The 23,036-nt window shown below is 43.8% G+C and carries 34 protein-coding genes; all 34 read left to right on the top strand.

The window, feature by feature from the left end; all coding sequences use genetic code 11:
• Positions 1-137 precede the first annotated feature (137 nt).
• The 34 genes from R7R24_RS20575 (at position 138) to R7R24_RS20410 (ending at position 22,981) form a co-directional block, all read left to right on the top strand.
• Positions 138-1,109, top strand: a complete 972-nt coding sequence (locus tag R7R24_RS20575; RefSeq protein WP_014386736.1) for an AAA family ATPase — start codon at positions 138-140, stop codon at positions 1,107-1,109.
• A gap of 9 nt (positions 1,110-1,118) precedes the next feature.
• On the top strand, positions 1,119-2,000 hold the full coding sequence (locus R7R24_RS20570) for a hypothetical protein (RefSeq protein WP_014386737.1): 882 nt from the start codon (positions 1,119-1,121) through the stop codon (positions 1,998-2,000).
• 65 nt (positions 2,001-2,065) lie between these two features.
• Entirely contained in the window at positions 2,066-3,070 is a 1,005-nt protein-coding gene (bet, locus tag R7R24_RS20565; protein WP_014386738.1) for a phage recombination protein Bet, read from the top strand.
• A 60-nt stretch (positions 3,071-3,130) separates the two neighbouring features.
• Entirely contained in the window at positions 3,131-4,141 is a 1,011-nt protein-coding gene (locus tag R7R24_RS20560; RefSeq protein WP_053309197.1) for a YqaJ viral recombinase family protein, read from the top strand.
• Between the two features lie 85 nt (positions 4,142-4,226).
• Positions 4,227-4,370, top strand: a complete 144-nt coding sequence (locus R7R24_RS20555; RefSeq protein ID WP_164496844.1) for a hypothetical protein — start codon at positions 4,227-4,229, stop codon at positions 4,368-4,370.
• Between the two features lie 446 nt (positions 4,371-4,816).
• The gene (locus R7R24_RS20550; protein WP_014386741.1) at positions 4,817-6,121 is read left to right on the top strand and encodes a DUF3150 domain-containing protein; all 1,305 of its coding nucleotides are present in this window, start codon (positions 4,817-4,819) and stop codon (positions 6,119-6,121) included.
• Positions 6,122-6,189: 68 nt separating this feature from the next.
• On the top strand, positions 6,190-7,950 hold the full coding sequence (locus tag R7R24_RS20545; protein ID WP_014386742.1) for a VWA domain-containing protein: 1,761 nt from the start codon (positions 6,190-6,192) through the stop codon (positions 7,948-7,950).
• Positions 7,951-8,058: 108 nt separating this feature from the next.
• Positions 8,059-8,553 (top strand): hypothetical protein, encoded by a 495-nt coding sequence (locus R7R24_RS20540; RefSeq protein ID WP_014386743.1) that lies wholly within the window; start codon positions 8,059-8,061, stop codon positions 8,551-8,553.
• 280 nt (positions 8,554-8,833) lie between these two features.
• Complete coding sequence (locus tag R7R24_RS20535; protein ID WP_159408530.1) at positions 8,834-9,994, top strand: hypothetical protein; 1,161 nt, start codon at positions 8,834-8,836, stop codon at positions 9,992-9,994.
• 71 nt (positions 9,995-10,065) lie between these two features.
• Positions 10,066-10,248, top strand: a complete 183-nt coding sequence (locus tag R7R24_RS20530; protein ID WP_014386745.1) for a hypothetical protein — start codon at positions 10,066-10,068, stop codon at positions 10,246-10,248.
• 253 nt (positions 10,249-10,501) lie between these two features.
• On the top strand, positions 10,502-10,981 hold the full coding sequence (locus R7R24_RS20525) for a DUF3085 domain-containing protein (protein ID WP_014386746.1): 480 nt from the start codon (positions 10,502-10,504) through the stop codon (positions 10,979-10,981).
• Positions 10,982-11,039: 58 nt separating this feature from the next.
• Positions 11,040-11,537, top strand: coding sequence for a hypothetical protein (locus tag R7R24_RS20520; protein WP_014386747.1), 498 nt, complete (start codon positions 11,040-11,042; stop codon positions 11,535-11,537).
• Positions 11,538-11,601: 64 nt separating this feature from the next.
• Complete coding sequence (locus R7R24_RS20515; protein WP_014386748.1) at positions 11,602-12,492, top strand: restriction endonuclease subunit M; 891 nt, start codon at positions 11,602-11,604, stop codon at positions 12,490-12,492.
• A gap of 306 nt (positions 12,493-12,798) precedes the next feature.
• Positions 12,799-13,023, top strand: a complete 225-nt coding sequence (yfaE, locus tag R7R24_RS20510; protein ID WP_014386749.1) for a class I ribonucleotide reductase maintenance protein YfaE — start codon at positions 12,799-12,801, stop codon at positions 13,021-13,023.
• 61 nt (positions 13,024-13,084) lie between these two features.
• Positions 13,085-13,702, top strand: coding sequence for a hypothetical protein (locus R7R24_RS20505; protein ID WP_014386750.1), 618 nt, complete (start codon positions 13,085-13,087; stop codon positions 13,700-13,702).
• Positions 13,689-13,973, top strand: a complete 285-nt coding sequence (locus R7R24_RS20500; protein ID WP_014386751.1) for a hypothetical protein — start codon at positions 13,689-13,691, stop codon at positions 13,971-13,973. Before R7R24_RS20505 ends, R7R24_RS20500 begins: the two co-directional genes overlap by 14 nt.
• Positions 13,974-14,004: 31 nt before the next feature.
• Complete coding sequence (locus R7R24_RS20495; protein ID WP_014386752.1) at positions 14,005-14,196, top strand: hypothetical protein; 192 nt, start codon at positions 14,005-14,007, stop codon at positions 14,194-14,196.
• An 83-nt stretch (positions 14,197-14,279) separates the two neighbouring features.
• Positions 14,280-14,690: a hypothetical protein gene (locus R7R24_RS20490; protein ID WP_014386753.1), complete on the top strand. Its 411-nt coding sequence runs from the start codon at positions 14,280-14,282 to the stop codon at positions 14,688-14,690.
• Between the two features lie 55 nt (positions 14,691-14,745).
• On the top strand, positions 14,746-15,381 hold the full coding sequence (locus tag R7R24_RS20485; protein ID WP_014386754.1) for a hypothetical protein: 636 nt from the start codon (positions 14,746-14,748) through the stop codon (positions 15,379-15,381).
• Positions 15,382-15,594: 213 nt separating this feature from the next.
• A complete protein-coding gene (locus tag R7R24_RS20480) occupies positions 15,595-15,981 on the top strand; it encodes a hypothetical protein (RefSeq protein ID WP_014386755.1) in 387 nt (128 codons plus the stop codon).
• 30 nt (positions 15,982-16,011) lie between these two features.
• Positions 16,012-16,242: a sulfurtransferase TusA gene (gene tusA, locus R7R24_RS20475; RefSeq protein ID WP_014386756.1), complete on the top strand. Its 231-nt coding sequence runs from the start codon at positions 16,012-16,014 to the stop codon at positions 16,240-16,242.
• A 465-nt stretch (positions 16,243-16,707) separates the two neighbouring features.
• On the top strand, positions 16,708-16,887 hold the full coding sequence (locus R7R24_RS20470; protein ID WP_014386758.1) for a hypothetical protein: 180 nt from the start codon (positions 16,708-16,710) through the stop codon (positions 16,885-16,887).
• Between the two features lie 122 nt (positions 16,888-17,009).
• Positions 17,010-17,180 carry a hypothetical protein gene (locus R7R24_RS20465; RefSeq protein WP_159408529.1) on the top strand — a complete coding sequence of 57 codons (171 nt, stop codon included), beginning with the start codon at positions 17,010-17,012 and terminating at the stop codon, positions 17,178-17,180.
• Positions 17,181-17,240: 60 nt separating this feature from the next.
• Entirely contained in the window at positions 17,241-18,158 is a 918-nt protein-coding gene (locus R7R24_RS20460) for a hypothetical protein (RefSeq protein WP_014386760.1), read from the top strand.
• Between the two features lie 226 nt (positions 18,159-18,384).
• On the top strand, positions 18,385-18,678 hold the full coding sequence (locus R7R24_RS20455) for a hypothetical protein (protein ID WP_014386761.1): 294 nt from the start codon (positions 18,385-18,387) through the stop codon (positions 18,676-18,678).
• 76 nt (positions 18,679-18,754) lie between these two features.
• Entirely contained in the window at positions 18,755-18,955 is a 201-nt protein-coding gene (locus R7R24_RS20450; RefSeq protein WP_014386762.1) for a hypothetical protein, read from the top strand.
• 11 nt (positions 18,956-18,966) lie between these two features.
• Entirely contained in the window at positions 18,967-19,380 is a 414-nt protein-coding gene (locus R7R24_RS20445; RefSeq protein ID WP_014386763.1) for a hypothetical protein, read from the top strand.
• A 78-nt stretch (positions 19,381-19,458) separates the two neighbouring features.
• Positions 19,459-19,920 (top strand): hypothetical protein, encoded by a 462-nt coding sequence (locus R7R24_RS20440; protein ID WP_014386764.1) that lies wholly within the window; start codon positions 19,459-19,461, stop codon positions 19,918-19,920.
• A 189-nt stretch (positions 19,921-20,109) separates the two neighbouring features.
• Positions 20,110-20,541, top strand: a complete 432-nt coding sequence (locus R7R24_RS20435) for a hypothetical protein (protein ID WP_014386765.1) — start codon at positions 20,110-20,112, stop codon at positions 20,539-20,541.
• Positions 20,542-20,608: 67 nt separating this feature from the next.
• Entirely contained in the window at positions 20,609-20,857 is a 249-nt protein-coding gene (locus R7R24_RS20430) for a hypothetical protein (RefSeq protein ID WP_014386766.1), read from the top strand.
• Positions 20,858-20,973: 116 nt separating this feature from the next.
• Positions 20,974-21,156 (top strand): hypothetical protein, encoded by a 183-nt coding sequence (locus tag R7R24_RS20425; protein ID WP_138221989.1) that lies wholly within the window; start codon positions 20,974-20,976, stop codon positions 21,154-21,156.
• A 285-nt stretch (positions 21,157-21,441) separates the two neighbouring features.
• Positions 21,442-22,281, top strand: coding sequence for a 5'-deoxynucleotidase (gene yfbR, locus R7R24_RS20420; protein WP_014386768.1), 840 nt, complete (start codon positions 21,442-21,444; stop codon positions 22,279-22,281).
• Positions 22,278-22,511, top strand: a complete 234-nt coding sequence (locus R7R24_RS20415; protein WP_014386769.1) for a hypothetical protein — start codon at positions 22,278-22,280, stop codon at positions 22,509-22,511. Before yfbR ends, R7R24_RS20415 begins: the two co-directional genes overlap by 4 nt.
• 83 nt (positions 22,512-22,594) lie before the next feature.
• Positions 22,595-22,981: a hypothetical protein gene (locus tag R7R24_RS20410; protein WP_014386770.1), complete on the top strand. Its 387-nt coding sequence runs from the start codon at positions 22,595-22,597 to the stop codon at positions 22,979-22,981.
• The last annotated feature ends 55 nt before the right edge of the window (positions 22,982-23,036 follow it).

The raw sequence follows: 23,036 nt of genomic DNA, 5'->3' as shown, positions 1-23,036 counted from the left end.
GCTCTCATCTGAGAGTGAAGATGCGATAGCTGGTCGCTAAAAACAAACAGCAATTAACGTTAATTGAAATAGCCCAACCGGGCACACTTAGCCCGGTACGGGTCTAGGTGTGCCCACAACCAATTAGGAGCGCACCTATGTCTCAACAATATGCAAACTTCAAAGTACGTGATGTTTTTGGTATGCCGGATATTCCGGAAAAGATTCTCGCTAAAGGCTATGCCGATAGCAGCAATCCTTTTATTCCACAAACTCACGCCGATTACGTTTTCCGAAAGGAGTTCTTGAGAGAATGCTTAGCATTTTTGAATGATCCCTGCGGTGATGCGTACTATGTCACCGGACCAACAGGTTCTGGTAAAACTTCTGGCATTACAGAAATTACAGGGCGTCTCAACTGGCCTGTGCAACAAATTACGGCTAATGGTCGTTTAGAGTTCACAGATTTAGTTGGACATCATGCCTTGATTTCACCAAAGCCTGGAGAAACTCCCGTCATGCAATTCATGTATGGCCCTTTAGCAATCGCTATGCGTGAAGGCCATGTCCTCCTCATTAACGAGGTTGATTTGGTTGACCCAGCAGAGCTTTCCGGTTTAAACGACATTCTTGAAGGTCGTCCACTGGTTATCGCTCAGAATGGTGGAGAAATCATCAAACCACATCCAATGTTCCGCGTTATTGTCACTGGTAACAGTACAGGCTCAGGTGATCCATCAGGATTATACCAAGGCGTAATGATGCAGAACTTGGCCGCAATGGATCGTTATCGTTTCTCTGTTGTGCCATATATGGCAGAGCAAGATGAACGCGGCGTTCTGGAGCGAGTAGTTCCTCGTCTTCCTGACAACATTCGTAATGGTATGGTTCGAATTGCTAATGAAATTCGTAAACTATTTATGGGTGAAAACGGGGATGATGGACAAATCAGCATCACAATGTCTACGCGGACACTTGTGCGCTGGGCAAAACTAACGTTGCAATTTCGTGGTGCGCCAAATGCCATTGAGTATGCCTTACAACAATCATTGCTAATCCGAGCCTCAAGTGAGGAGAAAGAAGCTGTCATTCGCATAGCGAAAGACGTTTTCGGTGAGCAGTGGCGATAGGGGGATCTCATGGATACGCAAAACATGATTTGCAAACGTTACATCCGTGAACGTGGAACGACTATCGACAAGGTAATGCTTGGTTACAAGCCAGTTCAATGGTCCATCGATCCTGATGGGCCAACTGAATACCAATTGGTAGAGTTCTTTGAGTTAAACGGGTGGAAAGAGACTATCTTGCTCGATGGGCAGATAATCAGAGCCACCAGCTTAGATACGATTCCTGTCACCGTGAAAGAGAAAGAAAATCAGCATGTTGATGATCTGCTTAAAGAGGGGTACTCCTTCCTCGATGAAGTGCAGGTAAACGCCACAACAAAAGCTGTGTCTTCTCTTGAAGCCGAAACAGAATCAAAAGATGGTTACTCACTGAGCTGGTTGTTGTCATCGCCTGTTGATGCTTCAAATCATGCTCTACTCCGAGGGTTTATTGTCGGGGTCTTTACTGATGGTGCATCAAAGCTTGGCTTCGATGTTGCCAGAGAGAAAGGATCTCAATCTCAATTACCTGATGTTTTAATGAGAACCAATAAAGGGTATGAGCTAACTGTAAAAAGCGGCGCTAGCGAAAACACCATCTGTCCAACGATGTTGGAAGGTGCTGGGACGCTAACTGCTTCGGATGGCTATGAGCCTTTACTGATGTTCATTTATTTACAACGCAGATTTGAGCAGGAGTTTTTTAAAGATGATGAAAAACGCTTGGTTAAAATCTGTGGAGAAGATGGTGATCTGTTTATTTATGACGGATTTGATTCTTTGGAAGGAATATTTTTTGAGTTCGGATGGAATTACAACGAAGTTAGAGAAGCGGCAGAACGTCTTGGTTTAGTCGCCGAACTATTTCGATTGGATAACATTGATTGCGAAACCGAAGATTCCTATTTTTAACCCCTAGAGGGGCACTGTGCCCTAAGGGGTCATGGTGTCCCTTCCATCTCAACGGAGAGAACACCATGTCTACAAAACCAGAAACGAAATCATTAGTTGAAAGAATGGCTCAGCGGTTTGGGGTTGATGCTAAGAAGTTTTTTGAAACTTTAAAGCTAACAGCCTTTAAGCAGCGAGACGGAAGCGCACCAACTGATGAGCAGATGATGGCATTACTCATCGTAGCGGAGCAGTACAATCTGAATCCGTTTACGCGAGAAATATACGCTTTCCCCGATAAAAGCGGCGGCATAGTACCTGTTGTTGGTGTTGATGGCTGGAGCCGGATTGCCAACGAGCACAAGCAATTTGATGGGGTGGAGTTTGAATACTCTGAAAATCTTATTGAAATGCCCGGAGCAAAGGTGAAATGTCCAGAATGGGTGGAGTGTATCGTTTACAGAAAGGACCGTACACGGTCTATACGTATTCGAGAATATCTTGATGAAGTCTATCGTCCACCAGTCGAAGCAACGGGTCAGTACGGTCCTTACACTGTTATTGGCCCTTGGCAGACTCACACGAAACGACAGTTACGACACAAAGGCTTTATCCAAGGTCTGCGTATCGGTTTGGGGTTTTCTGGAATTTACGATCAAGATGAAGCTGAACGCATAATTGAAGGTGAAGCGCATGTTGTATCGTCAGAACAAACCACAAAACAACCAGCTGTCATTGAAGCCTCAAGTCCATTGGCCTTGGAGCATAAAAAGAAAATGGACCCACTTTTAAAACAACTTGCAGATAGAGCTATTGCGCAAAATGCGTGGTCAGCAACTCACGAGTATGTTGAAAGTCGGTTCTCTGGTGCCGAGTTGGAGTATGCGGTTCAATATTTGCGTGATGCAGAGATTGATAGCATGGAACCAGCTGTAACCCAAAAAGCTTCTATCCAGGAAAAGGGAAATGTTGACGATGTTCAATCTGAGTTACCAGATGAGCCGATTCAGCATGATCCTGATCCTATAGAAGAAGGTTTGCACGAACCTGATCCTGAACTGGAAGAGGGTGGTGACGGCAACTACTTTTAACCCCTTGCGGGGGAGTTCCCCCGCGATGGGGACTCCTCCTGTTAAATACAGGAGAGAGCTATGAAAATCGTCAATCTATCTCAAAGGAGCGAACAATGGTTGGAATGGCGTAAAGGTGGTATTACTGCTACTGACGCCTGCATCCTACTAAATCGTTCTCCTTATAAAACGGAATGGCGACTCTGGGCTGAAAAAACAGGCTATGCTCGTGAAGTCGATCTAAGTCTAAACCCTCTGGTGCGCCAAGGGGTTGAAAACGAAGATAAAGCAAGACGTGCATTTGAGGAGAAGTACAATGATATTCTCTTACCTGTTTGTGTCGAGTCAGTTCAATATCCATTGTTTAGAGCATCGCTCGATGGTCTACGAGGCAATGGTGAACCTGCTGAACTGAAATGTCCTAGCGAAACGGTCTGGAACGATGTTTGTTCTGAACTAAAAAACAGCAAGGCTTATCAGTTATATTACCCTCAAGTTCAACATCAGTTGTTAGTTACTGGTGCAAAGCAAGGGTGGCTAGTTTTCTACCGAAATGGGCAACTCAAGGAGTTTGTTATCACCCGAGATGAGCCTATGATAAAAGAAATTGTGGCTAAGGGCACAATCTTCTGGAAAAGAGTCACTGAGCGTAAAGAGCCTGAGAAAGACCCCAAGCGAGATCTTTTTATACCGCAAGGTAAGGAAGTGAACGAGTGGATTTACGAAGCGGAGCAGTACCGACTTTATGACGCAGAAATTAAGCAGTTGGAAGATAGGTTGCAAGCGTTGAAAGATAAGCGGCAACCTCACCTTGATAAAATGAAATCTTTGATGGGTGAATATTTCCATGCGGATTATTGCGGTGTAATGATCACTAAGTACAAAGCCGCTGGTCGGGTAAATTACCAAAAGCTACTTGAAGAAAAAGGTTCGAATATTAAGCCTGAGGATCTTAACTCGTATAGAGAGGAGACCTCAGAGCGTTACCGAGTAACGGTTACAGGCTCTGTTAACCCGAGGTACATTCAAGATGAAGAGGTTTTAGCCCCTTTAAACGATGTGTCTCTAGAAGTAGAGTCAGCCTATTTTTAGGCATAAATAACAAGCCCTTTGGGGCTTGTTTCTAAAGCATATCGCGTCAGTGTGTTTTAGAAACAAGCAACAAAGGGCATCTACAATGAAAACACAGAACTTCAAGCTCATGTACCTACATGGTGGCCGCTGGCTAGAACGTATCTACAAAGATACGATTTATGCCAATGTACAAAGAGTGGCAAACTCTTTCCCAAAAAGTGTTACCTGGTACATTGAGCCTATGTGAAATGTAGACATGAAAGGGGGAATGTATTCCCCCCCTTTTCCATTGAAGATTGCTTTTTCGGTCTTCAACGGAAAAGGACGAATTCTACTCTCATCGAGAGTGAAGACGCGATAGCTGGTCGCTAAAAACAAACAGCATCAAACTCATTTCAATTTAACCCAACAGGGGAGCTTCTCCTGTTCGGAGTTAGCCTCCTGTCTATTGCACTAGGAGGCAACCATGAAAAACTACAAGCTATGTTATAAAAAGAAAGGTTCTCCGAACTGGATGACCCGAGTATTTAATGACACCTTGTACGACAATGTTCAACGTGTTGGAAATTCATTTCCATCCACCTTTACCTGGATGATTATTCCTGCGTAACTCACTTTAACTTTATAGCCCAACCGGGCACATCATGCCCGGTTCGGGACATGGTGTGCTTTCACTTTGCTGGAGAATAAACCATGTCAAAAGTTAAACATCTCGAAAATCTATGCGTTATTAATGCTGATTTTGATATCTGGAGTGGGCAAACTCGTTTGTCTGCATCTGACTTTAAATTGGGTGCTGGTGGTGAAATTCCACCAGAGAAAGTAGCTCAATTAGGGTCGAAAAAAATCTGTGATCCAGCGAAGCTGAAAGGCTTTCATCGCTTGAAAACAGAAACTCGACGTTTTTTGCTTAGCTATGGTATGCCATTCATGAATGGCTATGCTGTACCCGTAGCAAAAACTGATGAGATTTGCGCCAAGTTGGACAAGATTGACGTCGAAGTTCAACAGTTAAAACACGAGTTCGTTACTGGCTACAACAATGCCGTTGATGAATGGTGTCGAGAAAACCCTGAATACGAGACTGCTATTCGTGCTGGAGCTCTTCCTCGTGAAGAAGTAGAAAAACGAATTGGTTTTGAATATCAGGTGTTTATGGTTCAACCTACTCAAGATGAGCAAAGCGCACACAGACTTAATCGTAAGGTTGAGGAGTTGGGCGATGATCTCATTGCTGAGGTGGTAAATGATGCCAATGATTTTTACAACAAACGTTTAGCTGGGAAGATGCATGTAGCAACAGCTACAGGCGCAACGCTAAAAAACCTACGTGATAAAGTGGATGGACTGTCATTTTTGAACAGCGCATTCACTCCGCTCGTTAGCCTGCTCGATCAAACACTAGCAGGGTACGAAAAGCACGGAGCTGGAAAGCGTAATATTGAAGGTATGTTCGTCTTTCAAATTATGGCCGCTGTATTAATCATGTGTGATCGCAAACGTATTCAAGAATACGCTGGTGGTTCGCTTAGTGTTGATGATGTAGCCAAAACCTTGACCAGAGATGAACTCAGCTCATTAGAGTCTGGAGCTTCTGATCAAGAAGATGAAAGTGAAGGTGTTGAGAGTGATGAGGCACTGGAACAACCATACGTTCAAACGCAAAGCCAAGAAGTTAACCAAGAAGATGGTGAACAAGTTAATAACTTAGAACCTGAAACTATTTTGGATGACTTCGAAGCGTTTTTAGCCAACCGCACATCCAGTGCAAACCAAGATGACGAGGAAGATGATGCTTTGGAAGACAAAAGCGATGTCTCTTCTCAGACTCTGTGGGATGCAGACCTAAATTGTGATGACATTCCAGTGGAAGACTATAGCCAAGACCCAGCAGATTATGTTGGCAAGGACTTTGGTCAATCTCACTCTAATGATCATGTTGTAAGTCAACCTGAACAGCAACCAACTGAGCTTGATGATCAGGATTGTTATTTTTAACCCCCTCGGAAGGGACAACCACCTTTCCGAGGGTGGTTTGTTTCTTCTGTCCAAATTGGAGAAGAAATATGTCTAAAAAACGTACTGTTTATAATGCTTTACCCATCGTAGCTGCTGCTTATGGCGAGAAGTTTGGTGTTAAAGTTGCCTTGGGGTCAGATACCGCAAGCACTGATGGTCAAACTATCGTTATTCCAAATGTTCCAGATGACTATCCAAATATGGATGCTGTTTGGGGCTACTTGGCACATGAAGCTGCACACGTTCGGTTTACGGACTTCAATGTAGAAAGGCGACGCGCCTTGCACGCTCACCTAACAAACGTCATTGAAGATTGTCGTATTGAAAGAGCAATGCCTGGGGTCTATCCAGGAACAGCTTTGACACTGCACGAGATGGCTCGATACATGCTTCAAGCAGGCCATTATGAACCCGTGAGAGATGAAGACCACCCGGCATCCATCCTGTCTGCATACTGCTTGTATTGGTTGCAAACAGTTGGTGTAGGTCAAACTGCATTGCAAGAGCGTTTAGATGGCGCAAAAGCTGTGTTTGAAAGAGTTTTCCCTCAAGGTGTTGTTGTAAGGCTTAATGCCTTGCTACGTAAATGTGTGGACGCCAAATCAACTGCAAACGCTGCATCTCTTGCTGATGACATCATTAAGATGATCGAAGAAGAGAAAGATAGTGAAGAGCAGCAAAATCCGAAATCTCAACGTGAGCAATCACCTGAGCAGAAGGATAAAAGTAGTGACGACTCTCAAAGTCCAAATGGGCAGGAACAGTCGTCATCTAATGGCAATGATGAAAATAGCCAAGAACAACAGGGTGGCAGTAGTGGAGCGCAAAGTGAGCAAAATGAAAATAGCCCCGAAGTTCAAGGTAATAATAGTGAAGAGAACGCGAGCGGTAACAGTTCTCCTCCTAATGCTTCTCAATTGCTACAACAAGTACTAAGCGCTGGAAACAGTGATTTGCCTAAAAATGCGCAAGACGCTTTGAAGCAAGAGCTGAATCTGGTAGCCCAGCAAGAAGGTGATGATCGTTACCAAACAGTACGGTCAGCAATGGATATCCATGATCACAAAGAAGCAGGGCAGCGTCTCAATGGAGATGTGAAAAGTACAACTTCAAAAATCCGACAGCAGCTTTATGGATTGGTGCAAGCCAGCCAAAGAACTGCTCATAGGAACCAAAGAAGTGGAAAGCGTGTAGACACTCGTCAACTACATAAAGTTGTCATTGGAGATACTCGTATTTTCCAGAGACCAGAAGCTAAGAAGCGCCCTAATACAGCGGTTCACATTTTGGTCGATATGAGCTCCTCAATGGATAGCCCTGCCGGAAACGGTAAGCGCAGGGAAGATATTGCAAGGGAAGCCTCTTTAGCTATTGCATTAGCTTTAGAAAGCATTCCAGGGGTTAATCCAGCAGTAACGTTTTTCGGTAACAACTCCAATGTTCCTGTGTACAGCGTTGTAAAGCATGGTCAAAAAGTACAAAACCAAACTGGTAAATTTGTCTTCAATTCACGCGGTGGTACACCGATGGCTGAGGGCATTTGGTATAGCGCATTTGAGCTAACCAAAACCAGAGAGGAACGTAAAATGATGATTGTTGTGACAGATGGTGCGCCGAACAATGCACTGGCTTGTCACAAAGTTATCGGACTGTGCGAAGCCAGTGACATAGAAATGATTGGTATTGGTATTGAAACTACAGCCGTTAATCGACTGTTCAATACGAACATTGTCATCGAGGATGCTGCGGATCTACAAAAAACACTGTTTAAGTTAATGGAGCGATCGTTGACCGCTTTTGCTGCTTAATCAGTCCATGTATTGGCCCTATCCCGTCAGGGACGGGGCCTATTCATTTTAGGCGTCTAACTCCCTGATAGGGGGATAGCGTTGTATATTATTAGGGAGTATTTAATCATGATTATTGGGTATCAAATTGAAGATAAGCATGGTCGTAATTGGCATGACAACATTGACCGCGCTGACAACCCCTGCACGGTTCTAAGTGAGCAAAGTGCCATTAAAGAACTTAAAATACTGCAAAAAACCAGACCTGAACGCGACTTTAGAATGATTGCTGTATTAGAGGGTGACATTGAGTATCCATTTTTTGAATGGTCACTTACTGCGGCTAACGATCAGTATAAGACGCTTGGTGTTAGCATTTGTCATATTCCATTAGATGAGCATGAAGCACTAAATGAGCTATCCTATGCTCCAGACTGCAATATGATAATGGGTCGAAATACTGGCTGGCTCATCAAACTGTACGATGAACCTGAGAACAATCTTGGATATAACGGTATGGGGGAAGAATTTCACAATATCTTAGTTTCGGCAGTTAAAGCTGGGTATCGCATGATTGAAATTGATGCTGATGCTCAAGTTCATGACCAGTTCCCAATATTTTAATAACATTTAATACGCCCAGTCTCTTATCTGGGCTTTTTCTTCACACACATTTTGAACCTGGTGGGCCAACTACCAGAAATAGGCGTCGGGTTTCCCGGCGCTTTCCTTGAGCCTTTCACTTTCACATGTGAAAGTCGAGAGATTCAAGGAAAGTGCCTTGTGCGCTGATGTGCGATAGCTGGTCGCCAAAAATAAACAGCATTAATTCACTTTTTATCACAGCCCTCGGGCACATCTTGCTCGACGGCATAGGTGTGTCCAATTTTTATGGAGAACAACCATGACTATCGCTCACACCGATACTGACTTGAAAATACAATCAGCTTTCCTTTGCGTTTTGACAGAGGGTTTTGATTATCCTACTGCACAAGATGCCTATGAGGCATATCGTGTGGCCGCAAACGTAGCAATCAAAAATCCAGAGAAGAAAATTTCTGATATGGGAATTAGCCTTTCTGGCCGACTGTTACCATCTCATCTCAAGACCTGCGCAGAGCTTGTCGATAGTGTTGACTATCTGGTTAGCACTATCAGTCTAGGGGTGGAATATTTTCTGGATCTTGCACAAGGCAAACACAGCTTGTTAACGGACCCAGAAAGCCTCATTGAATTAGATGGGGATGTGTTCAGAATCCATGAAACTAAACTTAGTTTGATGTCCATTGAAACTCCGTTGGAGCGTCATATCCCCGTTACCGACCTAGAAACACAAAAAGTTTATGGTTGGACTATTGATGGGGTTCTCGATGTTATTAACCGAGAAAGAAGTCCTGATTGGAGTGATTACACTGAAACAGATTGGGTTGAAGGTTGGAAGGAGTGGGTGGTTCCGGAAGGATACTATCAAATCCAAGAAGAAGATCTGAGACCTGACTACTTCACTGATAACAGTTCTGAGTTGTCGGATGAAAAAGTGTTTACACGTACTAAATCTGTCCAAAAAGAACCAAATGGTACTTTGACGGCAGGTGATGTATACGACTCAATTCATGACGATATGAAGGCTGTAATCGACGGCCCGTATCTGATTAAAGCTAATGGTGCATTAGTGACAGATACGGAACTAGAGGAGGTTTGCTTGACACTCTATTTTGGCGAAAAATACAGCCAAAGTATCATGATCAACTTTGATGAAATCTATAACGGCGTATTCCATGATGATACGACAATAAGTTTTTATTCAGGTTCTTTAAGTGAGCGACTCACATTAACTGTTGAAAAAATGCAGGTTGGTGTGAAGGCGAGCGGAAACATTCTTTCAATAGGTGAAGTCCACTACAACGTCTTTGACGCAACAGGGGAGCATGGAGCTGAAAATGCACTTGAGGCAATGAAAGCTTTGGGTAAACCAATGTTGTCGGCAGAGCAACTGTATAGCTCTCTCAAAGAGTTATGCTCAGAGACAAAAGGGCAATTCCAGATTATGGAAGCCCGGATCTAATACATTAACCCTAACGGGGCAATCACGCCCTGGTAGGCGTTGGTTGCCTCTTCAATTTTATGGAGACAGCCATGAGCACAAAAAACGCACATAAAGCAAAATACCATTTCTATTTCACGACCGCTGTACTGAAACATGCAGAGGACAACCACATCAATATCGGAGATTGTTTTGGGTATGGTGAAGATAACTTTGTTGTAGATCTTTATCCATATTCAAACCTCATCTATAGATGTGATGTGTTGACGAAATAGAAAGAGCCCCAAATAAGTGGAAAGAAAGTGAACTATTTGATTTGGTTGATAATCTTTCAGATTGTTTTTGGGGAATTATAGAGCGAGAAGGGTATGACGAGATGGATGCATCAATGCCATGCTTGGATGAGTTTGAGCTAGATATCAAACGCGCTCTAAATGTATTTGTAGGAATAAATTAAATCCTAAACCCTAAGGGGCCATCAAAGCCTCTAGGGCATTGCTGGCCTCTCAATTTTTAATGGAGGCCATTATGGCAATCGTAAAATTTAACATGAAAGAAGTACAACTGCTGGTGGATGAGCTTAATAAGACGAAAAGTTATTCACCAACAATGGATGATCTCTTTAAGCCTGCTCTATACAAAACAGGCAAAGTTGTTGATTCCAATGGAAACGATGAGGAACACAAAGATTTTGGATGGCCGGACTCCAGCCAGATAGACAAGTCTTTAGTCGAACCGCAGTTGCTATTGGTAAAAGATCAAGGTTTGTATCTTCTGAACAACGCAGATGTAAAAGAAAGTCCTCGCTCAAGAGGTGCTGTTGTCTATGCTCACGGATGTAATCCTGACAAAGATGACGACTTTTACGAAACTGCTCGAATGATATTTGGTGGTGATGATGGCAGCGTATCCATTCCGGTAGGTTGGTTTGACTTAGCGTATAAAGCTAATAAGCGTTATTTCAAGTTAAACGTTGCGCCAACACAAATTTCACTTGTCCTTAAATAACCCTTTCGGGGCCACTTGCTCTGAATGGGCAGTGGTCTCTATTAACTGGAGAATCACAATGACTACACTCGCATCCTTAGAATCAACGCTTAATCATGACATGGCAATGCGCCGTTTCTTAGATACTTTAAACCGTAATGAAATGGAGCGCTTATCTGGTGAGATTCACGCAAAATTCTACTGGAATAAGCGTAATCCACAGTGGTATAGCAGTGACAATGCTCGCTTATTTGCACTGCTGAACCGTGCCAAACGCATCATTAAGAAGCGACTTAAAACAGGACGAGTTAAACCAGAACAAACAGAGCATGGTTCGATTATCGAACGTAGTCACTTTCCACTAGGAGATACACTAACCTTTTGGAATTGCTACCTGAACGACTCTTGGAGAATTGCTCATCAAGACTCGTCATATAGTGCGTTCTGGTATAACGAGCGTGAGCTCAAATTGTGTACCTACTGTGAAGGTGATGTGGTCTTTATGACAGCTCCCAATAAGGAGATATATCGTAAGGATTACGAAAACCTTGATGCATGGTACACCGACAACCTTTAACCCTATAGGGGCACCCATTGCCCCTATAGGGAGCATGGTGTGCCCACCACAAGGAGGACACACCATGTTTACTACATCTGTTTGCTCTTACCCGAATCGTGGTCATTATGGCGACAACAAGTATCGAGGTAATTGCACCGGACACATCATTAAAGACTTTATTGAGTCATATATGATGAAACCTAATGGCTTAGTTGTTGACCCTAGTATTGGGGGAGGAACCAGTACTGATGTGGCAAATGAACTCAAAGTTCGTTTTATTGGTACAGACTTGCATCAGGGGTTTAATTTGCTGCGAGATGATCTGTCTGCATTTCTTGGGGAGCCAGCCCACCTTATTTGGTGGCACCCCCCTTATGCAGACATGATCACTTTTTCTGGCAATATGTATGGTGAACCCAATAAATGGGATATGAGCCGTCTATCGTTGCCAGAGTTCGTGGAAGCTCTAGAATTAGCCATTATGAATATACATGATGCCTGTGAACCGGGAGGTCACTACGGTATTTTGATGGGAAACCTTCGACGTAAAGGCGAGTATTATAACTTGTCCAGTCTGGTTGAGCGTTTGGCTCCAGGTAAACTCGTTGATGAGATCATCAAGGTACAACACAACTGTGTCTCTGACCGGACCAACTACAGCAATAACAGTAAGCTGGTTCGTATCGCCCATGAAAAGTTACTGGTATTCAAAAAGCAAAATGCATCATCATCGCTTTCGCTTATCCCAGTAGCAGATAAACGTGCGGCCAATATGGTTGGAGTTACATGGAAAGCAGTGTTGCGTCGAGTGTTACAGGGTAAAACCTTATCGTTAGATGCCATTTACCAACAAATTGCACCTTACGCGAAACACCGACAAAACGAACACTGGCAAGCCAAGGTTCGTCAAGTGCTGCAAGATGAACGATATTTTGTTCGAGTGGATTCTGGGGTTTATACCCTAACAGAGTGAAAGCTAATGTTGACACCTAGAAAGGGCAGTTCCACATTAGAAAAATTCTCGAATTTATGTCGAAATACTCTAATACTCCGAGAAATCGGAGTACGTACCGTTTCAGGGTAATAAGCGCAGGGGGAAACGCCCCCTCGCTTTCCAAAGCAGTTTGAACTTACAAAGAGACTTTTTTGGAAAGTGCCTTTGGTGCTTGAGTACGTTAGCTGGACGTCGCAAATAAACAGCAAAATCACATCTATTAACCACCCTGGCGGGGCATGTTCTCCTGCTGGGAGTCATGCTCCTCAAATAAGGAGTATGACAATGCATGTCAACTTACCAGCCAGTACAAGTACGTTACTGGTTCAACTAGAAAGAAAAGGTATCGCTATTGAGTCGCAATGCAGAAATGGGTATTGCGGAGCATGTCGGTGCAAGCTGGTAAGAGGGAACATTTCTTACCGTGCTGAACCTATAGCATATCTTAATGATGGTGAAATTTTGCCTTGCTGTGCTACAGCAACGTCAGATGTAACTGTCGATATCTAACCCCAACCCTGAGGAGCTTTAACCTACGGGTTGGGCTCCTCTTTACAAAGAGGAAATATGTATGACCAATCAATACCATCACGATTTTTACCGCAATAGCACTTTCCCTGTTGTTGTTTATGAATTGTGTGACGAGTCATTAACCATCAAGCCTGTAACAATTGAGGAGTACGGTTTAGCCACTCCAGATTGTACAGAGGAAAGCATTCTTTACTATGCGGAAGGCAAACGTTGCCGTTCGTCTGTAGAACACTTCTTCTTAACTCGTAATGATGCAGAAGAAGCTCTAGAGCGTTTAAGAATGTCCTTAACCACCAAGCCAAAATTAGAAGAACTCGCATACGCCCAAGCAACTGCTCAGTACCTGTCAGAATTAGGAAGTGCTGACAATTGGTTCATGGCTTACGAGTACCTAATAGAATGCGTTGAGAAAGGTGAAGAGCCCGATTTAACTGCATGGCAACCATTTGAACATTGGGAATGGAAAGATATAGCAGATCGTATAGACGATGAGGCTCAATCTATTCTTTCTCTGTTGAAACAGGTGTTAAAACTTGCGAAAGAGGGGATCGTTTATTCGGCCATAAATGACACACTCACAATGGATATGAACCAGCTATGTATGCAAAGCATGGTAGAACTAGGTGCATGTCAGGAGGTGTCCAATGAAGCTGAATAAACGAATAGCTAGTCAAGATGAGCATGGTCGTATTGCCAATATCATTAAATGGTGTAAGCGACACAACCAAACGATCAATGGCTTCCCTTACGGGGATGATTTGGTTGGTTCGGATGGAATTCATCTTGAATTGTTGGTCCCTCAAGGTACTTCTCCTGAGAAGTGTACCGATGCTTTGGTTCAAGGTTACTCAGAGCGAGATGTCGTAACCCATGCGGTGATTGAATGTCCCGCAGATTGGTTTAACGCCAACCTTGAATCTAGGCATTAGATACTGGCTTATAAACTCAGGGAGGTGAGTTATGACCATGCCAAATTCGCAACTAGTTATGTTTGCTGGAAACAACGTGGAAACTGTAGAGGAAGTTCGCTCGATGCAGCTGGCCGTTAGATGTGATGCTTTAAAAGCAAATTCATCGTCGGAAAGAAAAGAGCTCGAATCATTGGAGCTTTGGCTGGAAGAGCAAATTAACTCTCAGATTGTTGGATTTTAACATATGAAACTTAACCCCAAAGGGGCATACCTATGCCCTTTTGGGAGTGGGTTGCCTCTCAATTAAATTTTTAGGAGCAACCCGTGAATACTGCAAGCGTATTAACCTACGATGCACAATTACAACTCCCCTTCATTTTTGATGATCTGCTATTAGAAAATGATGAAGAGCCGATTGAAAAGGTTACTCCCTTAACAATCGTAGCATCATGTTCTGATCGTACAGTCGAGCAAGAGTTTGAAACTGAAATCGAAACCTGGACTGATGGGCAGATTAAAGAGCTAAGAGAGGCATTTTTGCGGTATAGCTTAAATGTCCTTGCTGACGGACGCTCTGGTAAAAAAGCAAAAGATGAAGCTTATGAATGGTTGAACTCTGATGAAGTTCATCCATTTTCATTTGTTACCTGTTGTGTGTTATCTGGTTACGACCCTGATGAAGTGCGTAACCTTTGCCAATACACACTCAGACAGTTAGCTAAAAGAAATAAGTAGCCACCAGGAGGGGGATCACCTGCTGGTGGACTCCTCCAAGTTCGAGGAGATTACAATGACTACTTCACTGAAACAGAAAGCAATTGGATTGGCCGCTGCACAAGTCCTTAAATTCAATAATGAATATAAAGGAACATGGTATGACGGCTATTTGCTTTTGCTGGAATGTATGCAGCAAGATCGAGAACCTGAACATTGTGCCATCAGAGATGATGTTGAGTTTTGGTCATGGCATGAGGTAGTGCAATTCATTGATAAAGAGGCTGAAAACATTTGGAAGCCGATGGAAAATGAATTGGCTGACACCAAGCAACTGATTGTTCATGATGCTGCCTCGGGACTTGATAAGTTCTGTGGTATCGACGTTGAACGCTTCGGTGAGCTTGATAAGGCGTGTCAAACTATCGTTCTAAACAAAGCGGTAGTACTTGCTGTAGATAAGGTAAATCGAGATGAACCTGAGAGTGAGCAAACTAAATTCCATGTTCGTTCATATTCTGGACGGTTTATGTATGGTCGTACTTGTCTTGGGATAGATGTCCCCCCAGGAAAAGATCTTTCAGCAGTGGCAAGTTGCATGGGAAATTTATTCAAATTTCTAGGTACACCACGTCAAGATCAAATGGGCAAAGGTACAATCTATTATTGGCCGAATATCGAACAATGTGAATCACACGATGTAGCCTTGTAGGAAACTATAAGGTAGAAATAACAAGCGCAGGGGGAAATGCCCCCTCGCTTTCCAAAGCAGTTTGTACGTACATAGAGACTTTTTTGGAAAGTGCCTTTGGTGCTTGAGTACGTTAGCTGGACGTCGCAAATAAACAGCAATATATCAACCCTGACGGGAGAGCCTCCCGTCGGGAGCTCTCCGTCAATAACCAATAATTGCATGGAGAAGATCATGTCTAAAAACACTAACGATATTTTTACTAATCGCACCCCTTTGGAGTTCTGTGTTTATCCCAAACTAGACCGATGCGTTGGTCTACGTATAGGCTATCCACACTGTCGAGAAGGTGCCAATGGCGTTGTCTGTGAGGTTGAAGCAGAATATCCCACACTAAATACTCATTCGAGTGTAGCGTGGCCTCTGGTTGAAGAACTGAATAGCTACACCATCAAAAAACAGAAACAGATAATCGAGGATATTGATGAGGCTGTTGCTGAACTTTTAATGCACAAAGCCAATCTTCTAGAAAATATTCTAAAGCTAGAAGACGGTGAACTTGATTTAAACGAACAAGCGAAAATGCGCTACGAAGAAAACAGTAAGTCTTCTGTCGCGTGATTAGACTGCTATAGGCAAGGGTGATAACCAATGAATGTAGATCAGTTTATTGACGTGATGGGATTGCGATGCCCTGAGCCATTAATGGTGGTTCGTCGTGCAATTCGTCGTATGGGGCCAGGAGAAACACTCGAAGTGAAAGCTGATGACCCAGCTACCACGAGAGATATACCTGACTTTTGTCGCCACATGGATCATCAACTTGTGGAAAGCGAAGTAACCTCTCCCCCATACAAATACATAATCAAGAAACAAATATAAACCCCATAGGGGCGGAAACGTCCTATGGGATAGTTCCGCTCCTTTAATTTAGGAGAAAGGCATGTATATATCGTTACGAGGTCTAAATCACGAGCAATTAAAGTCCAAGATTATCGACCATCGAACAAAGCGCTCATACACTGTTGAAGAGGCTAATACCCCACTACCCAAACAGTCTATTGTCGAGGTAGGACGGCTTTCCTGTGTGTACACAGGTAAGAAATTGTCCCCAGCAGAAGTAAACGCTTATAACGGTTTTACTGAGGAATACAATCGCAGCACATGGCGGCCAGATCAGGATTTCCTCCTAGATCAGAGACATCGCTTATATCATGCAATTTGCCTCGACAACCTTAAACTTCAAGAATCTGCCTAAACCTATGAGGTAGTTCATTTCAAACACTAGCCCACGGGCGCACTTGTGCCCGTAGGGTACAGGTGTGCTCTTTATCTAAGGAGACACCTATGGCCGCTAAATTTATTGAGTTTGATTCACAAAAAGAAGCTATAAATCATCGAGCTAAAGCGGGGGGCTGGATTTTTTCAGCTTTCAGTGGAAAAGCGATATGGTTTAACACGACATTCACACCTCACAAGATTCTTTTATTGTCTTTCCTGCGTTTGAAGCTCTGGCCTACGAATTAGGCCGAAGCTGCTGGCAGCTGGCGGACAAGACTCCGGTACTAGTCGAAGTGGTGGATACCGAGCAGCCTTATATCGGCGGCGAAGACTTCCACTGGGCTCCGGCTTTAATCGAACGATCAGGAATGCTCAAGCTCGCACCAGCAGGTGAAGCCTTGGGTATGCCTATCAATGTAATGAACAATTCGGTCTATTTCGCTGCGGCGGATGGTCCGGACACAAGTTGCGGTCATCAACCAGCAAAATCAATTCCAATCCAAATGGCTGGAGATGAAATTCGCGTTATGGCCGCTTAACACTACCAATAGCTGAGGTGATTCCCAGAAGGGGTTCCTCAGCCTTACCAGGAGAAATCTATGTGTAAATTATCTATTTATCGTGCTGAACACGGTTCGTATACGGAAGCTCTAAAATGTGCAGCTGTTTACCACTCAACAGGGGATGAGCTTGAACCTGAATTTGTAGATGGTCCAGCTGGTAGAGTGACATATTTAAGTGATATGTATTCTGTCATACAAACAGTTTGCAACGCAGCTGGCCGAGACGATTTGGTCTTCGGTACAGTCATAAACAATATCTTTTGGGAGTTGGATGAGTTAATTGACCACTTTGAAAAGGTAAACCAGTGGCCTTGTGAGAATTACCCTGAGAAGGTTGAAAAGCTTGCTCAAGATGCTCACAAAGGATGTGGACTGATTTATGAACTCTTCGCAAACCGGTATATAGATGCGATTGATAACCTTGTTCTCGACTTACCTAAAGGAGTTAAAGAACAGGTTATCAAGCTTGCTGAAAATTACGGTTACGAAGTCATTACAGCGGAGCAGCAAACTGAAAGCCATGAAGAGCATTGGAATGATGACGTTCATTATTGCTCCCACGGCATAGATGCAAATTGCTGTCCGGCTGGTTGTGGCGATATTGATGATGGGCCATATGACGAAATGCAAGAACCCAGTGGCTATAACGAAGCCGGGGTGATTCATTCACGTATAGAAGGCATCGTCGGAAATATTAAGCAGGGAGAAACTATATCTCCATTAGATTGGTGCATGTTGAAAAAGTATGTCCATGATAATCCAGATGCGTGTTCTTGGTACGATGATTGTTTTGTTGAGCCATTAAATGGTTCACGAGAAACAGTTCGAAGTGCAGGAGAGCTTGTTAAGTATCTTCAAAGACAAATTCTGGATGCTTGCTTCGATTTTCGTTTAAACAAGCGAGTTGAAGCAGCGAAAAGTGAAAATGGTATTTTAATTCATTGTTCTTTATGAATTAACTTACTCTAAGGTGGATGCGGAGCTTGATAGCTCTGCATCCTTACCTCTTGGTGTCATTCTTGACATTTTCTAAAGGCGTTTGTTAGAGACGTTTTTGGAAAGTGCCTTGTGCGCTGATGTGCGATAGCTGGTCGCCAAAAACAAACAGCATTACTAATAACCCTACCGGGGATAGCTCTCCGGCAGGAGGCTATCTCCAAAAACTTATGGAGATATAGATATGTCAAAATTCGATCAAATTGCAACCGTACACAAACTGACAGTTGTTAAACAAGCTGATGAGCATGACTCAGAATTCGATGTTTACTTGTGTGAAGACCAGTTCGGTAACGAATGGGCTTTATCAAAAGAAGGAGAACCTGAGTATGCCGAGTGGGGTGTTTATAATTACATCGTTCGCAACAATGTTTGTATGATCACCACGCCAGTATCAACGCCTTGTATGTCTTGGGAGCTTGCAGATCTTCCCAAAGACTATAAAGGTGAACTACAAGTCGGCATGTCAATTGTCTGATACCTATTAACACAAACCCACAGGGGGAACTGACGCCCTGTGCGGCACAGCTCCCTCTCTAACTCTGGAGAGAGAAATGACTAAATTAAACCGATATGCACTACGAAGCGCGGTAGAGAAGATCGACGGATACTATCTGCCCCGCCCACACGAGCGCAACAAGACTGATGCTTTTGAGCGAGCTAAGCACGATTGCTTAGCAGCCTTACGCCAACAGATTCAAAAGATTGAGTCTATAACGTTTGAACAGTTCACCAGTAAAGATTCGCGCAAGTAGGGAGTAGTGTCATGACAGAAGTGAATAAAACAGAGCGTACTCCAGAGCAAATTGAACTGATCTGGAAGCACACTCATAAAGATATGAAAGGCGTCTCAAATGGTGTGAAAACCATCGTCTACCCAGCTCCTTATAGCTGTCTCGGAACGGTCGAAGACCTGCCTGAGGATGCGTACCAGGACAAGCTACGCTATGCCCGGTACAAGGAATGCTGTGAGAAACGAGATGAGAAGCTGCGGCCAATCATGGTGGAGCATGGTGTCATCGAGCACTTCGATAGCACAATGCAATGGCGTGACGAGCTCGACGACGTAGCGGTGTTTGCTGGATTTACTCTACAGGGTGAAGCTCTGGAAGCTCTGCTGACGGACGTCAAAGCTGCTGACATTACATATCCCAAAACAGCCGGGCTCAAGTACCTTTGATCTGGCATGTAAATTAACCCCAGGGGGAACAAGCGCCCTCTGGGTACTTGTTTTCCCACAACTAAAAGGTGAAGGAAAATGAAAGCATTAACCAGCCAAGAACTAAATATGGCTTTGGCCGCGTTACGTTGGATGCAGGAGACGATGGAGCAATCGAACCCAAAGGAATTGTCTGATTTCTTTGCAAGACTTCCTCATTTTACTGACGAAAAGCCGTTGAGCGGAGAAGAGATCGACACGCTATGCGAAAAGATGTACTCGCTTGACAAACCAGCCTTGCAAACTGATATAACCGATCTGGTCGATGGGTTAGGTGATAAAGTCTCGGCCTCGGTTGAGATAGGCAATATCGGTGGTGAGCTTTTGCTAAGTGCTAAAGGCTACTCAGATTGCAACTCTGAGGATAACGTTGGATTTCCATTGTTGATAGAAAACAACGCTGGAAATCTCCAATTGCGGGTTTGGGCTGATATAAATAAAGAAGATCCGACGCATGTGATCTCCTTACAAGGAGCAAAGAATGAGATGCGTCAGGAGTAATGCTCAATGAGCGGTAAGTGTGGGAATATCCCCGCACTTTCCCAAGCATCCTAGAGCAGGATTCTTCGGAAAGTGCCTTTGGCGCTTATGTGCGATAGCTGGTCGCCAAAAACAAACAGTACTTATTGTAACCCGCGTGGGGATAGTCCCTGCCGGGGGCTATCTCCATTCAACATGGAGATGACAATTATGAAAATTGAATCTGTAGTTCGTCTTCCAATGGAAGATTCAGGTTTAGGTCACAATATCGTCCGGTTAAATAACCGAAACGTAGACTCAAAGAGAAAAGATCCTAATCGTTTCTTTCGACGTGAGCCAGTAGTGATCTATAACCCCGATAACGGCACAAAAGTAATTCGATATGTAATGGGCAACCCAGGAACAATGTCGATTACCAAAAATGCTGTTGGTCTTGATTACGATGCCGTTGATGCTCTTGGAGTGAAATTTAAAGAAGAGGTATCACTGGAAATGCGGAGAGCTCGCTGGTGGGAAATTTACCAGTGGTTCTGGTTCCACCCTGACTTCTCTATTCGCTTATCAATCCGTCTTGGAGTGGTAGGCGCATTACTCGGCATTCTTGGTTTTTTCACTGGGATCACTCCCATCATTTTAGGCTAACGCCTATCCAAAAGCTCAGAAGCTCCAGAAGGGTGCTTCTGAGCCCACTCTAGAAGGAAATAAGCTTATGTATCAATACGATCATAAAAAACGAAATATTATTGTATCGGTTTTGACTGTTGTGGGTAGTTTGTGTGTTTTGGTGCCGCTTTTGGTCGCCATTTCGTTTGACTGGCCCCCGTTACTTACCGATATGGCCGCATGGTTTGAGAATGCAAAACAATATGCAGTAGCGCAGTTCTGGGGGCTCGTATTTGGAGTGCCTTGTTTATACATTGCATATCGCATTTATAATTGGCTGCCGATCATTCCTTAATATTTCAATATCAAACCCACGGGGGTGTATGTCCCTGTGGGGGCGTGCGCCCTCCATACTTTTTACGGAGGATACTATGCAACATCAACTTGACATGCTTGCGTCAGTTTGTGCTGATGAAACACCCGTTATTCATTCGCGCTGCAAATATTGCCAAATTTGGCGGTTCAGCAGCAAAAGTAGTGATCACTAAGCACGGTGGAGAGCTGTATGTGATCAAACACTGGCTGATGTCTGATGTGATTAGTGGCTTAGTAAACAAAAACCCCGGCATTTTTGCTGGGGTTTTTTACTTATGAGAACCAAACGCCCTAAAAGGGCAAATAGACGTTTCGTGAACCATTTGGATTGGCGATAGACTAAAAAAAATGTCGGCTTTGCTGACGTTGAAAGGTAGCTGGCCTACAAGCAGCAACTACATTCTGAATGGAATACATTCCATCAGAAATCTGATTAAATATTTCGGTGTCAGGCCGAAAATACACCTCAAGAACAGTCCACAAGGACTCTCACAACTTAACCCACATGGGTACACGGGACCTATGTGGTAACTGTGTACCCTTCAAACTTCATTGGAGGATACTATGTCAAATTCAAACTATGGATTCCTAGCACTTGCTTTGCGTCAACGATTGATAAAACGCTGGTCACTGATGCATTCAGTACAGCCTGAATCAGTCTTGGAGCATAGTGCTACCGTTACGTTGCTTGCTCTTCTCGCTGGTCATGTCGCAAACCAAAAGGGGAACAAGGTCGATCTTGCCAAAATGCTTTCCCACGCAGCACTACATGATGTAGCCGAAGTTCTCTGTCAGGATGTTGTGACGCCAGTAAAAAAGGCTAATGACACTTTGGCGAGGGAGTTCGAGCGACTTGAAAAAGCTGCTGAGGAGCAGTTAATTCACACGCTACCTTTGGAGCTTCAAGGTGCAGTCGCGGAAGCATTTGCCCCAGGTGGCTATGAACAGCAACTGGTGAAAGCCTGCGATACCTACGCTGCATATATCAAGTGCAAACTTGAAGTGGCAGCTGGCAATGCGCTGGAGTTCCAAGATGCTCTCGACAAGATGATTGGCGTTGTATCTCAGTTGAAATCTGATTTCCCTGAGATCGAAGCAATAGATCAATGGTTCGGTGCTGGACTTAACTTGTCAGTAGATAAATTGCTGTCATGTAGCGATGACGAAGGTTGCTACATCAAATTTGTTACTGATCAGCGTCCGGGAGAGCCAGATATTCTTGCTGGAAATGAACAATCAGATCTTATTCTGACAGATCTCGAAGGCAAAGAGCTCAAACGAATCAAGCCAACTGCACCTTGGACTCATGAAACACTTTCCATGTTAACCATCTCTTCGGAATGGGCCCGTATGGGAGTTGAGGCATACCTTGGAAAGCAGTGGGTTGGGAGTACCGAAGTATGAATAATAATGACTTCAAACTAGTACAAAGAAATACAGATGAATGGGACAAAATGTGGAACGAATTGGCCCAACATCCATTAAATAATGGCGACGCGGTTTGTGAAGAGTCAGTTACTGGAGAGTGCTGGCAATACATGGGTACGCAAGGTGGTAAGCACAATTTTCGCCACCGCTGTCACCCTAAAACAGGTTGCCGCCAATACCTAGATATCGACGCTGTGACCGTATAAGTAAACCAATCTTTAAACCCTAACGGGGCATCAAAGCCCCTTTGGGGCCTTGGTGTCCCTCAATGACATATTTGGAGGATTCCATGTCAATTTGTGATGAAGCAATGTCTAAGGCCACTAACAAAGGCTATTTAATAACCGCAGAAGGCTGCACTCCAGTCGATATTCCAAAAGAAGACGGATTACAAACTATGTATAAGCTAATCGGCTGTAGCATGGTCCAGAGCTTTGATTGGGAGCTATCGAATGGAAAAACAGTCAGTCTTTATCTTGATGAAGAAGGACTGTTCAGTAGCGGTATCAAGCTCGGTTGTATATTACATGGTGCAGATTCACCTGTTGTAGGCAACATCATCGTGCTGGGTACTCCAGATTACAGCGATGGTGAAGGTTATGACACTTCTGCACCGGAAGACTTTGAAGAGCATCAGTTGATCGCTCGGAAAGGTCTTTTGGACATCTGTGCTTAACTATTAAATCCGAAATCATTAAAACCCTAAGGGGGCACCAATCCCTTAGGGGGAG

It is taken from the genome of Vibrio sp. 704, from assembly GCF_033339295.1.
Note: the sequence above shows the minus strand (reverse complement) of the source record. Positions and strands in the feature narration are given on the sequence as shown.

Coding starts and splice junctions, on each gene's coding strand:
- R7R24_RS20575 (WP_014386736.1), top strand. CDS start 138: ATGTCTCAACAATATGCAAACTTCAAAGTACGTGATGTTTTTGGTATG.
- R7R24_RS20570 (WP_014386737.1), top strand. CDS start 1,119: ATGGATACGCAAAACATGATTTGCAAACGTTACATCCGTGAACGTGGA.
- bet (WP_014386738.1), top strand. CDS start 2,066: ATGTCTACAAAACCAGAAACGAAATCATTAGTTGAAAGAATGGCTCAG.
- R7R24_RS20560 (WP_053309197.1), top strand. CDS start 3,131: ATGAAAATCGTCAATCTATCTCAAAGGAGCGAACAATGGTTGGAATGG.
- R7R24_RS20555 (WP_164496844.1), top strand. CDS start 4,227: ATGAAAACACAGAACTTCAAGCTCATGTACCTACATGGTGGCCGCTGG.
- R7R24_RS20550 (WP_014386741.1), top strand. CDS start 4,817: ATGTCAAAAGTTAAACATCTCGAAAATCTATGCGTTATTAATGCTGAT.
- R7R24_RS20545 (WP_014386742.1), top strand. CDS start 6,190: ATGTCTAAAAAACGTACTGTTTATAATGCTTTACCCATCGTAGCTGCT.
- R7R24_RS20540 (WP_014386743.1), top strand. CDS start 8,059: ATGATTATTGGGTATCAAATTGAAGATAAGCATGGTCGTAATTGGCAT.
- R7R24_RS20535 (WP_159408530.1), top strand. CDS start 8,834: ATGACTATCGCTCACACCGATACTGACTTGAAAATACAATCAGCTTTC.
- R7R24_RS20530 (WP_014386745.1), top strand. CDS start 10,066: ATGAGCACAAAAAACGCACATAAAGCAAAATACCATTTCTATTTCACG.
- R7R24_RS20525 (WP_014386746.1), top strand. CDS start 10,502: ATGGCAATCGTAAAATTTAACATGAAAGAAGTACAACTGCTGGTGGAT.
- R7R24_RS20520 (WP_014386747.1), top strand. CDS start 11,040: ATGACTACACTCGCATCCTTAGAATCAACGCTTAATCATGACATGGCA.
- R7R24_RS20515 (WP_014386748.1), top strand. CDS start 11,602: ATGTTTACTACATCTGTTTGCTCTTACCCGAATCGTGGTCATTATGGC.
- yfaE (WP_014386749.1), top strand. CDS start 12,799: ATGCATGTCAACTTACCAGCCAGTACAAGTACGTTACTGGTTCAACTA.
- R7R24_RS20505 (WP_014386750.1), top strand. CDS start 13,085: ATGACCAATCAATACCATCACGATTTTTACCGCAATAGCACTTTCCCT.
- R7R24_RS20500 (WP_014386751.1), top strand. CDS start 13,689: ATGAAGCTGAATAAACGAATAGCTAGTCAAGATGAGCATGGTCGTATT.
- R7R24_RS20495 (WP_014386752.1), top strand. CDS start 14,005: ATGACCATGCCAAATTCGCAACTAGTTATGTTTGCTGGAAACAACGTG.
- R7R24_RS20485 (WP_014386754.1), top strand. CDS start 14,746: ATGACTACTTCACTGAAACAGAAAGCAATTGGATTGGCCGCTGCACAA.
- R7R24_RS20480 (WP_014386755.1), top strand. CDS start 15,595: ATGTCTAAAAACACTAACGATATTTTTACTAATCGCACCCCTTTGGAG.
- tusA (WP_014386756.1), top strand. CDS start 16,012: ATGAATGTAGATCAGTTTATTGACGTGATGGGATTGCGATGCCCTGAG.
- R7R24_RS20470 (WP_014386758.1), top strand. CDS start 16,708: ATGGCCGCTAAATTTATTGAGTTTGATTCACAAAAAGAAGCTATAAAT.
- R7R24_RS20465 (WP_159408529.1), top strand. CDS start 17,010: ATGCTCAAGCTCGCACCAGCAGGTGAAGCCTTGGGTATGCCTATCAAT.
- R7R24_RS20460 (WP_014386760.1), top strand. CDS start 17,241: ATGTGTAAATTATCTATTTATCGTGCTGAACACGGTTCGTATACGGAA.
- R7R24_RS20455 (WP_014386761.1), top strand. CDS start 18,385: ATGTCAAAATTCGATCAAATTGCAACCGTACACAAACTGACAGTTGTT.
- R7R24_RS20450 (WP_014386762.1), top strand. CDS start 18,755: ATGACTAAATTAAACCGATATGCACTACGAAGCGCGGTAGAGAAGATC.
- R7R24_RS20445 (WP_014386763.1), top strand. CDS start 18,967: ATGACAGAAGTGAATAAAACAGAGCGTACTCCAGAGCAAATTGAACTG.
- R7R24_RS20440 (WP_014386764.1), top strand. CDS start 19,459: ATGAAAGCATTAACCAGCCAAGAACTAAATATGGCTTTGGCCGCGTTA.
- R7R24_RS20435 (WP_014386765.1), top strand. CDS start 20,110: ATGAAAATTGAATCTGTAGTTCGTCTTCCAATGGAAGATTCAGGTTTA.
- R7R24_RS20430 (WP_014386766.1), top strand. CDS start 20,609: ATGTATCAATACGATCATAAAAAACGAAATATTATTGTATCGGTTTTG.
- R7R24_RS20425 (WP_138221989.1), top strand. CDS start 20,974: ATGAAACACCCGTTATTCATTCGCGCTGCAAATATTGCCAAATTTGGC.
- yfbR (WP_014386768.1), top strand. CDS start 21,442: ATGTCAAATTCAAACTATGGATTCCTAGCACTTGCTTTGCGTCAACGA.
- R7R24_RS20415 (WP_014386769.1), top strand. CDS start 22,278: ATGAATAATAATGACTTCAAACTAGTACAAAGAAATACAGATGAATGG.
- R7R24_RS20410 (WP_014386770.1), top strand. CDS start 22,595: ATGTCAATTTGTGATGAAGCAATGTCTAAGGCCACTAACAAAGGCTAT.